Annotated in this window: 12 protein-coding genes; 6 read left to right on the forward strand and 6 right to left on the reverse strand. The window is 69.0% G+C overall.

Annotation, left to right across the window (positions count from 1 at the left end; translation table 11 throughout):
• Positions 1 to 72 precede the first annotated feature (72 nt).
• The 3 genes from BP05_RS14880 (at position 73) to BP05_RS14890 (ending at position 2703) form a co-directional block, all read left to right on the forward strand.
• Positions 73 to 423, forward strand: a complete 351-nt coding sequence (locus tag BP05_RS14880) for an MmcQ/YjbR family DNA-binding protein (protein WP_496364842.1) — start codon at positions 73 to 75, stop codon at positions 421 to 423.
• Complete coding sequence (gene chrA, locus BP05_RS14885; RefSeq protein ID WP_496364844.1) at positions 407 to 1702, forward strand: chromate efflux transporter; 1296 nt, start codon at positions 407 to 409, stop codon at positions 1700 to 1702. Before BP05_RS14880 ends, chrA begins: the two co-directional genes overlap by 17 nt.
• 86 nt (positions 1703 to 1788) lie before the next feature.
• Positions 1789 to 2703 (forward strand): cation diffusion facilitator family transporter, encoded by a 915-nt coding sequence (locus BP05_RS14890; protein ID WP_496364846.1) that lies wholly within the window; start codon positions 1789 to 1791, stop codon positions 2701 to 2703.
• A gap of 24 nt (positions 2704 to 2727) precedes the next feature.
• On the opposite strand, the gene BP05_RS14895 is transcribed toward BP05_RS14890, so the two are convergent.
• Positions 2728 to 3585, reverse strand: a complete 858-nt coding sequence (locus BP05_RS14895; RefSeq protein WP_496364848.1) for a 23S rRNA (adenine(2030)-N(6))-methyltransferase RlmJ — start codon at positions 3583 to 3585, stop codon at positions 2728 to 2730.
• Positions 3586 to 3670: 85 nt separating this feature from the next.
• Between BP05_RS14895 and creB the strand changes: the two genes are divergently transcribed.
• Both creB and creC read left to right on the forward strand, forming a co-directional pair.
• Positions 3671 to 4357, forward strand: coding sequence for a two-component system response regulator CreB (gene creB, locus BP05_RS14900; RefSeq protein ID WP_496364850.1), 687 nt, complete (start codon positions 3671 to 3673; stop codon positions 4355 to 4357).
• A gap of 10 nt (positions 4358 to 4367) precedes the next feature.
• Entirely contained in the window at positions 4368 to 5816 is a 1449-nt protein-coding gene (gene creC, locus BP05_RS14905) for a two-component system sensor histidine kinase CreC (RefSeq protein WP_496364852.1), read from the forward strand.
• 23 nt (positions 5817 to 5839) lie between these two features.
• Here the strand turns inward: creC and BP05_RS14910 are convergent, their stop codons facing one another.
• Positions 5840 to 6100, reverse strand: coding sequence for a hypothetical protein (locus BP05_RS14910; RefSeq protein WP_496364854.1), 261 nt, complete (start codon positions 6098 to 6100; stop codon positions 5840 to 5842).
• Positions 6101 to 6328: 228 nt separating this feature from the next.
• Between BP05_RS14910 and creD the strand changes: the two genes are divergently transcribed.
• The gene (gene creD / locus BP05_RS14915; protein WP_496364856.1) at positions 6329 to 7723 is read left to right on the forward strand and encodes a cell envelope integrity protein CreD; all 1395 of its coding nucleotides are present in this window, start codon (positions 6329 to 6331) and stop codon (positions 7721 to 7723) included.
• 49 nt (positions 7724 to 7772) lie between these two features.
• Here creD and BP05_RS14920 read toward each other — a convergent pair whose 3' ends face one another.
• The 4 genes from BP05_RS14920 to BP05_RS14935 all read right to left on the reverse strand — a co-directional run bounded on the left by BP05_RS14920 (position 7773) and on the right by BP05_RS14935 (position 12894).
• Positions 7773 to 8321 (reverse strand): phosphatase PAP2 family protein, encoded by a 549-nt coding sequence (locus tag BP05_RS14920; protein WP_496364858.1) that lies wholly within the window; start codon positions 8319 to 8321, stop codon positions 7773 to 7775.
• Entirely contained in the window at positions 8318 to 9499 is a 1182-nt protein-coding gene (locus tag BP05_RS14925) for a glycosyltransferase family 4 protein (RefSeq protein WP_496364860.1), read from the reverse strand. The genes BP05_RS14920 and BP05_RS14925 overlap by 4 nt, the downstream gene beginning before the upstream one ends.
• 96 nt (positions 9500 to 9595) lie before the next feature.
• Entirely contained in the window at positions 9596 to 11515 is a 1920-nt protein-coding gene (gene dxs / locus BP05_RS14930) for a 1-deoxy-D-xylulose-5-phosphate synthase (RefSeq protein ID WP_496364862.1), read from the reverse strand.
• Positions 11516 to 11772: 257 nt separating this feature from the next.
• Positions 11773 to 12894, reverse strand: a complete 1122-nt coding sequence (locus BP05_RS14935) for a hypothetical protein (protein WP_496364864.1) — start codon at positions 12892 to 12894, stop codon at positions 11773 to 11775.
• Between the last annotated feature and the right edge of the window lie 27 nt (positions 12895 to 12921).

Genomic DNA, 12921 nt, shown 5'->3' on the forward strand with positions numbered 1-12921 from the left:
CCGATATTGGCACACTGCCTGTTTAGAACTTCATCACACTCACCCGCCCGGGTGAGCATCGGTGGTCAGGACATGAACGAAAGCGCGCTCCGCAAGCTCACCGCTCCATGGCCTGGTGTCGAGGCCGCGATCAAGTGGGAGGACGATCTGGTCTTCACCGTGGCCGGAAAGATGTTCTGTGTCACCTGCATTCGTGGCGCCCACAAGGGCTCGATCAGTTTCAAGGTCGAGGACGAGCGCTTCCTCGAATTCACCGGGCGGCCCGGCTTCGTTCCCGCGCCGTACCTGGCGCGCGCGCACTGGGTGCAGATCGCATCGCCCAAGCCGCTGCCCGCCGCCGAGCTGCGCGAGCTGATCCGTCGCAGCTACGAGCTGGTGCGCGCGAAGCTGCCGAAGAAGACCCAGCGTGAACTCGCCGACTGAGGCGTGCCCGCGCCCGCGATTCGGCCAGGCGTTGCGCTTCTGGCTGGCGCTGGGCTGCATCAGTTTTGGCGGGCCGGCCGGGCAGGTGGCGATCATGCACGGCGAGCTCGTGGAGAAGCGGCGCTGGATCGACGAGACATCGTTCCTGCGCGCACTGAATTTCTGCATGCTGCTGCCTGGCCCCGAGGCGATGCAGTTGGCGACGTTCCTGGGCTGGCGCCTGCATGGTGTGCGAGGCGGCGTTGTCGCGGGCATCTCGTTCGTGCTGCCGGCGGCGCTGCTGATGGCGCTGTTGAGCTGGGCGTACCTGCATTGGCAATCGCTGCCGCTGATGGTTGGGGTGGTGTTCGGACTGCAGGCGGCGGTGCTGGGCATCGTCGTGCATGCAGCGCAACGGATCGGCGCACGCGTACTGAAGACGCCCTGCATGGCCGTGCTTGCGCTGGTCGCGTTGCTCGCCATCGCATTGCTGCACGTGGCGTTTCCCTTGCTGTTGCTGGGTGCCGCCGCGATTGGCTGGTGGGCGTGGCGCTATCGCCCGGCCTGGCTCCCGGAAACCCAGGCGGCGTCACCAGTGCACGCGTCGGTGTCGCGCACCGGTCTTCGACGCGCGGCGCGCATTGCCGCGACCTGCGTGCTGCTGTGGTGGGCGCCGATCCTCGCCGCGGGCGCCTGGCTGGGAGAGGACAGCACGGCGTTCGCGATGGGTGTGTTCTTCAGCAAGACGGCGCTGTTCACGCTCGGTGGCGCGTATGCCGTGCTGCCTTACGTCGCCGCGCAGGCTGTCGACGTGCACGGGTGGCTGGCGCCGGCGCAGATGATGACGGGGCTGGGCCTGGCGGAAACCACACCCGGCCCGCTCATCCTGGTGCTGGAATTCGTCGGCTTCGCGGGCGGCTGGCAGCATCCGGACCTGGCGACGCCGCTGGCGTCGGGGCTGCTCGGGGCGGCGATCGCGGTGTGGGCGACCTTCCTGCCGAGCTTCCTGTTCGTACTCACTGCCGCGCCATGGATCGAGGGCATCGGCCGCTGGCCGCGCGCGAGCGCGATGCTGGCGGCGGTGACCGCCGCGGTGGTCGGGGTGATCGCGCACCTGGCCTTGTGGTTTGGCTGGCGGCTCCTGTCCTCGCAGGATTGGCGCGGGGCGGTGCTGGCGCTGGCGATCGCTGCAGTGGTTCACGCGGGCCTCGCACGATGGCGCTGGCCGGTGGCGGCGATCGTTCCCGCGGCGGCGATGGCCGGTGCGGTGGCGCAGTTGCTGGTTCCGCTGGCAGCGTGAACCCGCGCCGGGCCGGCGTCGGCCCGATGCTAGAATTTCCGGGCTTTTTCCCGCTGCAACAAGCTCCAACCAGAAAGGAATGATGCATGGCCGGTGGTGGTGACTCGACCCGCGCGATCTTCTTCGCGCTCGGTGCCAATTTCGCGATCGCGGTGTCCAAGGGCGTCGCGGCGTTCTTCACCGGGTCCAGCGCGATGCTGGCCGAGACCGTGCACTCGCTCGCCGACTGCGGCAACCAGCTGCTGCTCCTGCTCGGCATGCGCCAGGCCAAGCGTCCGCCCTCGCCGGACTATCCGCTCGGTTACGGCAAGGCGATCTATTTCTGGTCGTTCCTGGTTGCGCTGATGCTCTTCAGCGTGGGCGGCATGTTCTCGCTGTACGAGGGCATCCACAAACTCCAGCATCCCGAGCCGCTGAAGCAGTGGTGGTGGGCCGTGGGCGTGCTCGTGTTCGGTATCGGCGCCGAAGCCCTGTCGATGCGCGCCTGCCTGCAGGAAGTCGCCAAGGCGCGCGGATCGCGCACGCTGTGGCAGTGGTTCCGCCAGAGCCGCCAGGCCGAACTCGTGGTGATTTTCGGCGAGGACCTGGCTGCGCTGTTCGGCCTGGTGTTCGCGCTCGTTGCGGTGGTCCTGTCGGTGGTGACGGGCAATCCGCTGTGGGATGCGATCGGCACCATCGCCATCGGCGCACTGCTGGTGGTCGTCGCCGTGTTCGTCGCCATCGAAGTCAAGGCGATGCTGATCGGCCAGAGCGTCGAGCCGGAACGCGAACAGGAAATGCGCAGCTTCATCGAGGCGCGCGAGGAAGTCGGCCGCGTCATCAGCCTGATCACGCTGCAGCTGGGCAACGAGGTGATGGTTGCCGTGCAGGCGGAAATGAACGACCGCCAGACCACGCACCACCTCGCGGAAGAGATCAACCGCGTGGAGCGCGCGTTCAAGGCGCAGTTCCCCGAGGTGCGCTGGAGCTTCTTCGAGCCGGACCTCAAGCCGCAGATCTGATTCGGCCGGGCTGATGCGTTCCGCTCAGGGCGGGGTGCGCAGCCATTCCAGCCGGGAGTGCGGCTTGCGCTCGCCGAGCGCGGTGGTGAGCGCATGCAGCGCGGGCGCCAGCTTCGCGTCGAGTTGGAACGGGGCGTTGAGGATCAGCAACCCGCTGCCGTTCATGTGCAGCGGCGAGTCGTCGGGACGCACCAGCAGCTCGGCCACCAGTGCCGATTTCGCTGGCAGCGTGGCCGCCCGGCGGTAGAAGGGCTGCAAGGCACGGCCCAGCTTGATCGGATACCAGAGCATGAAACAGCCCTGCGGCCAGCGGCCGAGGGCTTCGCGCAGGGCATGCAGCGCGGTGTCGAACTCTTCCAGCTGGGCTTCGTACGGCGGATCGATCAGGACCAGGCCGCGGCCGAACTTCGCCTCGCCGATGCGCGGGGGCAGCAAGGCCTTCATCGCCGCATAGCCATCCCGCTCGTGCGCGGCGATGCGTGGATCGGCGGCGAAATTGGCCTTGAGCTGGGCGGCTTCCTCCGGGTGCAATTCGCACACCGCGATGCGATCGTCCGCACGCAGCGCGTGGGCGAGCAACCACGGCGAGCCCGGGTAGGCGGTGCGGCCGTGCTCGTTGCGGCAGGCGCGAACGGCCTGCAGGTAGCGCTGGAGCAGCGGATTCGCCGGTGCCTCCGCCAGCAGCCGGCCGATGCCGTCTTCCGCCTCGCCGGTGCGCTGCGCCGAATTGCTGTCGAGCGCGTACAGGCCGCGGCCGGCGTGGGTGTCCAGCGCGAACAGGGGCGCCGGCTTGGCAGTCAGGGCATCGCACACCGCCAATAGGGCGACATGCTTGAGCACGTCGGCATGGTTGCCGGCGTGGAAGGCGTGGCGGTAATTCATGCCGCTAGGGTACCGCGTCGGCTCGATGCGATGGCCGCCACGGCGTGCTCTATCCTTGCCGCATCGCCGCTTCCGCCTGCCTCGCATGCCGCGCATCCTGCTCGTCGAAGACGAACCCGCCATCGCGCAGACGGTGCTGTACGCCCTGCGCACGGAAGGCTTCGAGGCACGGCATTGCCTCACCGGCGGCGAAGCGCTGCGCGCCGCGAAGGAAGCCCGCTTCGACCTGGCCGTGCTCGACGTGGGCCTGCCGGACATCGGTGGCTTCGCCCTGTGCCTGGAGCTGCGCCGCCTGGACGCCGCCAAGGGTGGCAACCTGCCGGTGATCTTCCTCACCGCCCACGATGCCGAGCCCGAGCGCATCCTCGGCCTGGAGATCGGGGCCGACGACTACATCACCAAGCCGTTCTCGCCGCGCGAGCTGGTGGCGCGGGTACGCGCGGTGCTGCGCCGCGGCCAGGCCGGCGCTCCAGGTGCCAGCGCGCCTGGCTTCGAGCACGATGCAGATGGCCACCGCATCCGCTATCGCGGGCGCCTGCTCGATCTGACCCGCTACGAATACGGCCTGCTGGCGGCACTGCTGCAGCGCCCCGGTGCGGTGCTCAGCCGCGCGCAACTGATGGATCGCGTCTGGGGCGACGCGTTGGAAAGCGGCGACCGCACCATCGACACCCACATCAAGACCTTGCGCGCGAAGCTGCGGACGGTGGCGCCGGAAGCGGACCCGATCCGCACGCACCGCGGCCTGGGCTATTCGCTCGAGTCCGCATGAGCGCCCCGCGATGAAGATCGGCCTGCGCATCTTCCTCGGCTACTTCCTGATCGTCGCGCTGGCGGCGTTCCTGCTGATGCGCGTGTTCGTCGCCGAAGTGAAGCCCGGCGTGCGGCAGGCGATGGAGGACACGCTGGTCGACACCGCCAACGTGCTGGCGGAACTGGCCAGCACCGATTTCCTCAGCGGGCACATCGCCGACGGCGAGTTCGCCCGGCGCGTCAGCGCCCTGCGCAGCCGGAAGGTCGACGCGCAGATCTGGGGCCGCCGCAAGCACGGCATGAGTTACCGCGTCTACGTGACCGACGCGCGCGGCATCGTGGTGTTCGACAGCGACGGCATCGCCGTCGGCAAGGACTACTCGCGCTGGAACGACGTCTACCTGACGCTGCGCGGCCACTACGGCGCGCGTTCGACGCCGAGCGATCCCAAGGACGAGACCTCCTCGGTGATGTACGTGGCGGCGCCGCTGCACGACGCGCAGGGGCACATCATCGGCGTGCTCACCGTGGCCAAGCCCAACCGCGCGATCGCACCGGTGATCGCGCGCAGCCAGGCGGTGGTGATGCGCTGGGGCGTGGTGCTGCTGGGCGCGGCGCTGCTGATCGGCCTGGTCGTCGCGTGGTGGCTGTCGCGGCAACTGGGCGGCCTGCGGCGCTACGCGCATGCCGTCACCGCCGGGGAGCGCGCCAGCTTGCCCGACGCGGCCGGCGAATTCGACGAACTCGGCCGCGCGCTGGAGACGATGCGCAACCGCCTCGAGGGCAAGCAGTACGTCGAGCAGTACGTGCATGCGCTGACCCACGAGATGAAGAGTCCGCTAGCGGCGATCCGTGGCAGCGCCGAACTGCTCGAGGAAGCGCACGGCGACCAGCAGATGGCCGAAGCCGACCGCCTTCGCTTCACCGCCAGCATCCGCCTGCAGAGCGAACGCCTGGCGCAGATGATAGACAAGCTGCTGGCGCTGGCGAGCGTGGAGCATCGGCAACGGCTGGAGCATCCCGAGCCAATCGGGGCTGCCGAACTCGCGCGTGCGGCCGTGGAGCAGTGCGCGCCGCGCCTGGCGCGCGATCGCCTGGGGCTGGAGGTGGACGTGCCCGCCGATTTGCCGGCACTGCAGGGAGACGCCTTCCTGCTGCGACAGGCGCTGGTGAACCTGATCGAGAATGCCGCCGACTTCTCGCCGCACGGCGGCGTGATCCGGCTGCGGGCGCAACTCGACGGCGCGAGCCTGCGCTTCGAAATCGCGGACGAAGGCCCGGGTGTCCCGGACTATGCCCTGACGCGGGTGTTCGAACGCTTCTATTCGCTGCCGCGTCCGGATGGCGGCAGCCGCAGCAGCGGACTGGGGCTGTGCTTCGTGGCCGAAGTCGCGGCCCTGCACGAAGGCAGGGCCGCGTTGAGGAACCGCACGGAAGGCGGCGCGATCGCGAGCCTGGAACTGCCCGTCCCGCGCTGACCCGCGTTGCGGCAGGTCGCCGGTCAGGCGTTTTCGGCGATGTGCTTGGATGAAACGAGCTTGCCGGCCTCGAGCAGGTGGCCGCTCATCCTGCCCAGTTGCTTCACCTGGTCCTGCATGGAATCCAGGATCGTGAGCGTGAAGGCGAACTCCGCAGGCGTGGTCCAGCCCGGATTCCGGATGATGCGCAGCAACTCCTTGAGGTCGGTGCCCTTGCCGAGATGGGCGAGGGCGTCGCTCAGTGCGGTGATCTTCTTGTCGAGTTCTGCGATGTGGTTGGGCATGTGTGCTCTCCTTGGCTGAGCCGGTGAGGGCGGACGTCCGACCGCGCCGGCTCCCGCGGTCGAAGGTGCTTCCCTAGCGGCGCTGGTCGATCTCCTGCGCCCTCCGAGGTAGCAAACGCCGTGGCGGCGGCAATGCGGTCACCGACTTCACCCTCGCTTCATGCTCGCGCCATCGTGGAACCATGGGCCGTGCGCACCCTGTCGCCATCGCCACGACCGGAGGTAGACATGCGCCTGCTGCTGAAACTCGCTTTCGTATTCGCGATGACCATCGCGATCATGATCCCGCTGATGCTGATCCGCGGCACCATCAGCGAGCGGCAGTTCTACCGCAACCAGGCCGTCGCCAACATCGCGCGCAGTTCCGCCGGTGCACAGGCGTTCTCCGGGCCGGTGCTGGTGGTGCCCTACGTGGAGACGGTCGAAGTCGAGGAGAAGAACGACAACGGCGAGGTCATCCGCAAGGTCAAGCGCGACGGCGCATCGGGCCACTGGACGTTCTTCCCGGAGCGCCTGGACGTGCGCGGCAAGCTGCTGCCGAACACGCGCCGGCTGGGGCTGCACGAAGTCCGCGTGTACGAACTGCAGGCGCAGGCGCAGGCCGGCTTCAACGTGCGTATTCCGGCGGACGAAAATCCGGAGCTGCCGCGGCGGATCGGCCAGCCGTGGCTGAGCTACGGCATCGCCGACGTGCGCGGGCTCGCCGGCACCCCGCAGTTGGGGGTGGATGGGCGCGACGTGGCGCTGGAGGAAGGATTCGGCAGTCGCGACGGCGGCGGCGTGCATGTGCGCCTGCCCGCGCCGGTCGCAGGTACGCAGCTGAAACTGGACACGCGCCTGGACCTGAAGCTGGCCGGCACCGAATCGCTGGCGCTGGTGCCGCTGGCGCGCAGCAACGTGTTCAAGCTGGAATCCGCCTGGCCGCACCCGCGCTTCGGCGGCGACTTCCTGCCGCGGCAGCCGAGCGTGGGCGCCAAGGGCTTCTCGGCGCAGTGGGAAGTGTCCTCGCTGGCCTCGAATGCGCAGGCACAGTTCCTCGCCGGCAAGACGCTGCCGTCCACCGAGGCCAACCGCGGCTACGGCCGTGGCGAAGGCGGTAACGATCCCGCGTTCGACACCAGCGGCATCGATGCGGTCGGCGTGGCGCTGGTCGATCCGGTCAACGTCTATTCGCAGGCCGATCGCGCCAGCAAGTACGGGCTGCTGTTCGTGGTGCTGACCTTCGTCGGCTTCTTCATGTTCGAACTGATCAAGCAGCTGCCGATCCACCCGGTGCAGTACGGCCTGGTGGGGCTCGCGCTGGCGATCTTCTTCCTGCTGCTGGTGAGCCTGAGCGAACACATTGCCTTTCCCTGGGCGTATCTGGTCGCGAGCGTGGCCTGCATCGGCCTGCTCGGCTTCTACCTCAGCGCGGTGCTGCGCAGCGTCGGACGTGGCCTGGGTTTTGCCGCGATGCTGACGACCCTGTACGCGGCGCTGTACGGCTTGCTGGTCTCGGAGGACAACGCGCTGGTGCTGGGTTCGGGCCTGCTGTTCGTGATCCTCGCCGCGATCATGCTGATCACGCGCAAGGTCGACTGGTATCAGCTCGGCAACGCACGCCCGCTGGCGGCTTCGGTCTGACGGTTGTCAACCCGGGGCGCGACGGCGACGTCGTGCCCCATTGCCTGTTTCAGGCCAACAGCGACACGCCGGGCACCAGCCACAGCGACAGGCCGGCCAACGACACGCCGATGCCGGTCGCGGCGAGCACGTCGCTCGGGTAGTGCAGGCCCAGCACGACCCGCGACACCGCGACGCTGGCGGTGAAGGGAATCAGCAACCACGCCAGCAGCGGGTAGTGGGCGAGGGCGACCACGGTGAAGGCGACCGCGTGCAGGGTGTGACCGGACGGGAACGAGAACTCGTCCAGTGGCGCCACCCATGCGCGGATGCGCGCATCGCTGGCGAACGGTCGCGGTCGCCGCGTCCAGCGTTTGAGCAGCTTGTACAGCGTGAGCGCGATCAGGCCGGTGGCGGCGAGGTGGGCGGAAGCGGCGAGCCCTTCCACGCCGTCGACGACGACCAGCGCCGCCATCAGCCCGTACCAGAACACGCCGTCGCCCAAGCGGCTGACGGCGGCGAAGTAGGCGCGCGATCCATCGGGTTCGCCCAAGCGGTTGGCGCGCAGGCACCAGCCCGATTCGTTCGCAAGGAAGCGTTTTGGCACGGTGGTCTTCATGCGATCTCCCGGTCGGCCTGCGGATCGGTGTCGAAGGTGCTGGTGCGCGCGCCTGCGTCCGCCAGGCTCTGCAGCAGCGCGTCGAAATCGGCCGCCACCTGCTCCGGATGCAGCCCGGCCATTGCCTCGCGGCCGGCCCGGCCCATCGCGGCGCGCAGCACCGGTTCGCTGCCGATGCGCACGACCGCGCGCACGAAGCCATCGTCATCGCCGTCGGCGATCGCGGCGCCATGGACCTCGTCGCGCAGGTGCTCGCGTGCGGCGCCGTAGTCGAAGGCGATGGTCGGCACGCCGCTGGCCATGGCCTCGAGGGTGACGTTGCCGAAGGTCTCGCTGTGGCTAGGAAACACGAACAGGTCGCCGCTGGCGAAATGCCGGGCCAGCGCCTCGTCGCGCTGGATGCCGCAGAAGACGAAATCGGGATTGTCGTGCTGGATCCTGGCGCGCGCGGGGCCGTCGCCGACCCAGACGAAGCGTGCGTCCGGACGGACCTTCTGCAGTTCGCGGAAGGCGCGCACCGCCAGGTCGAGGTTCTTCTCGGCGGCGATGCGGCCGACGTAGATCGCGACGAGGCCGTCCTCGCCCACGCCCCATTGCGCGCGCAGGGCGGGATCGCGGCGTGCCGGATCGAACAGCTGCGTGTCCACCGCGCGTGGCAGCAGCACCACGTCGTTGAAGCCGTGATCCTGCAGGAAGCGTTGCAGTTCGCGCGTCGGCACCAGGGTCGCATCGGCGCGGTTGTGGAAGCGCCGCATCCAGCGCAACGCCGTCTGCGCCAGGAACGCCGCGCCGTAGTCGCGCATGTACTGATCGAAGCGGGTGTGGAAGCCAGTCGATGCGGGGATGCCCAAGCGCCGCGCGGCGCGCAATGCCGACCATCCCAGTGGGCCTTCCGTGGCCACGTAGATGGCGTCCGGCCGTGATTCTTGCCACTGCGCGACGAGCTTGCGCGTGGCCGGCAACCCGAAGCGCAGGCCCGGATAGCGGGGCAGCGGCGCGCCGCGGACGAGGAATTCGTGTTCGGCGCCGGTCGCGTCGGCGCCTTCGTTCACCTGGCGCGGGCGCACCAGCGAGACCTCATGCCCGCGGCCGCGCAGTCCCTGTTCCAGACCTTGCACGGTAAGGGCGACGCCATTGATTTCCGGCGGGTAGGTCTCGGTGACGATCGCGTAGCGCATGCGCAGCTCCCGGTTTTGGGGAGCTTGCGCAGGCGGCGTGTCGCGCCGGTTTCAGGCCGATGACCGCGCGATGACGCGGCGTTTCGACGGCAGGGTTCAGAGCGCGGCGCTGCGAGCCTGCGTTGCCGCCAGTTGCGGCCAGCGCGCCAGCACCGCGGCGCGGATGCCCGCGGCGTCGAGGCCGGCTTCAGCCAGCAGCTGCTCGCGGCTGGCGTGGTGCTGGAACGCGTCGGGCAGGCCCAGGTGCAGCATCGGCAGGACGATGCCTTCGGCCGCCAGCAGTTCGGCTACACCCGCGCCGGCGCCGCCGGCGACCACGTTGTCCTCGAGGGTGACGAAGCCGTCGTGGGTCTTCGCCAGTTCCAGCACCAGCTCGCGGTCCAGCGGCTTGACGAAGCGCATGTTGGCCACGGTCAGGCCGAGTTCCTCGCCGACCGCCACCGCCGCCGGCACGATCGCGCCGAACGCGAGCAGGGCGATGCGCGTGCCGCGCCGCCGCAGTTCGCCCTTGCCGATCGGCATCGTGTCCAGCGTGGGCTGCACGGCCACGCCCGGGCCGGTGCCGCGCGGATAACGCACTGCGGCCGGGCCCTGGTAGCGATGGCCGGTGGAGAGCATCTGCCGGCATTCGTTCTCGTCGGCCGGCGCCATCACGACCATGTTGGGCACGCAGCGCAGGTACGAGAGATCGAGGTTGCCGGCGTGGGTCGCGCCATCGGGGCCAACCACGCCGCCCCGGTCGATCGCGAACAGCACGTCGAGGTCCTGGATCGCCACGTCGTGCACGAGCTGGTCGTAGCCGCGCTGCAGGAACGTGGAGTAGATCGCGACCACCGGCTTGGCGCCCTCGCAGGCCATGCCGGCGGCCAGCGTCACCGCGTGCTGCTCGGCGATGGCGACGTCGAAGTAGCGCTCGGGGAATTCCTTGCTGAAGCGGACCAGGCCGGAGCCTTCGCGCATCGCCGGGGTGATGCCCATCAATTTGGGATCGGCGGCGGCCATGTCGCACAGCCACTCGCCGAAGACGTCGGTATAGGTCGGCTTCTTCGCGCCCGTCTTGGCGACGAGGCCCTTGCTCGGATCGAACGGGCCGACCGCGTGGTAGCCGATCTGGTCGTCCTCGGCGAGCTCGTAGCCCTTGCCCTTGGTGGTGATGATGTGGAGCAGTTGCGGGCCCTTGAGGGTCTTCAGCGTCTTCATCGCCCCCAGCAACGCGCCGATGTCGTGGCCGTCGATGGGACCGGTGTAGTGGAAGCCCATTTCCTCGAACAGCGTGGACGGCACGAACATGCCCTTCCAGTGCTCTTCCCAGCGCTTGACGAACTTGGCGGGCGCGCCGTGCTTGTCGCCAAGCAGCCGCTTGCCGCCTTCGCGGATGGCGTTGAGCGTGCGGCTGCCGGTGAGGCGGCCGAGCATCTTGGTCAACCCGCCGACGTTCTCGGAGATCGACATCTGGTTGTCGTTGAGGACCACCAGCAGGTTCGGTTCGCTGCCTCCATTCGCATCGCCCATGCCGCCGGCGTGCATCAGCGCCTCGAAGGCCATGCCCGCGGTCATCGCGCCATCGCCGATCACCGCCACGACCTTGCGGTCATCGCCCGCGCGCTGCAGCGCAACCGCCATGCCGAGCGCGGCAGAGATCGAGGTGGACGAATGGCCCACGCCGAAGGTGTCGTACTCGGATTCCTCGCGCTTGGGGAACGGCGCCACGCCGTCCTTCTGCTTGACCGTGTGGATGCTGTCGCGGCGGCCGGTGAGGATCTTGTGCGGGTAGCACTGGTGGCCCACGTCCCAGACCAGGCGGTCGACCGGGGTCTCGAACAGCCAGTGCAGGGCGACGGTCAGCTCGATCACGCCCAGCCCGGCGCCGAAATGGCCGCCGACCATCGCCACCTGTTCGATCAGGTACGCCCGCAGTTCATCCGCGATCGCGCGCAGTTCTTCTTCCGGGAACTGGCGCAGGTCGGCTGGAACCTGGATGCGGGAGAGACGTGGATAACGCTGCGGATCGATCATGCGGGGGGACGTGCCTGGGGGAAGCCGGCCACGACGGCGCGAATGGCAAGTCGGTCATTGTCCCGCCCGCGCGGCCGCGGGACAACCGATGCGGCAGGAAAGATGGGGCCGCGCGCGCGGCTGGTCATGCCCGGTTCCGGGCTCTACTGGCTGATTGGCGGCTCGCGCACGCTCCGAACCGCCGCAGGAGCGGTCCTGACCCTCGTTCGGACAGCGCATCGCATCAATGGCGGGGCAGCGCCCGCCTTGAGAGTGAATCAGCGCCCGCGCAGGCGCCCGAACAGGCCGCCGGACTTCTGCGGTTCGGGCTCGGGCTCCGGCTCGCGATACGGCTCGGCGTAGCCGGTGGCGAGGTTCGCGTTGACGAAGTCGGCGACATCCGTAACCGGCACGCCGCAAGCGGCGCTCACTTCTTCCAGCGTGGCCGGTCCCTTCATCATCGCGGTGGCGATGCGGAAGTGCTTCGGGAACTCACGTTCGGTCTGCGGCCACTTCAGCAGGCGGTACTGGGCATTGGCGTCGAAGCCGGGCATCAGCTTGCCCTTGCCGGCCTGCAGGGCGCAGAACCACAGCAGTCGCGCCAGCGGCTGGGCCGCGCCGTGCATGGTGGATTCGTTGGTCCAGGTCGCCGCGTCAACCGCGACGAAATCGTCGGCCTTGAGCACGGACTCGACGTGGGAGGTCAACGGCTTGAGCGTCGCCGGGCCAAAGTACTGATGGTTATCGAGATCGAGCAGCACGCCCGTGCCGCCGCTCTGAAGGCGCACACGGCCGTTGAGCTGTCCCGGCGCGAGCCAGTCGATCAGGGTGCGATCGCGCGGCGGGGCGGGCGGAGCCTGCGGTGCCGGCGCCGGCGTCTCGATGACCGGAGCCGTAGCGCTGGGAGCGGGCGGTGCGGCGCTGGGCGCTTCCACGCGTGGCGGCGGCGGTGCGGCGGGCGTATCCAGCGTGGCGCTTACGGCGGCGGAAGAAGGCTGGTCCGGAGCGGCAGCTTCTTCGCTCACCGGCTTGGCGAGTTCTTCCGGCAGCTGGTGCTGCGGCGCGGGCGCGGGCGTGACGCCATGCGGGGCGCCTTCGGACGGAGCGATCTGGTGCAGCAGCTCGGCGACCGATTCGGCGTTGAACGGCTTGCCAAGGCGGAAGTCGGTTTGCGCGCGAGGTGCGGAGGTGAGGCCGATCACCACCTTGCCGGCGCCATGCAGGCGCAGCCAGCTCATCGGGCCGTACATGCTGTCCATGTCGACCACGACGTGCGTCGCGTCCTGCTCGGACACCAGCGGCCAGCGGCCGCCCAGGCGCATGCTCGCCTCGGCGAAGGCGGATTTCAGGGCGGTTTCCGTGTTGGCATCCATGCCGGTCAGGCCGAACGTCGGGAGCATGTTCCGGTCTTCTCGCGAATATGACAG

This window comes from Lysobacter oryzae DSM 21044, from assembly GCF_059568595.1.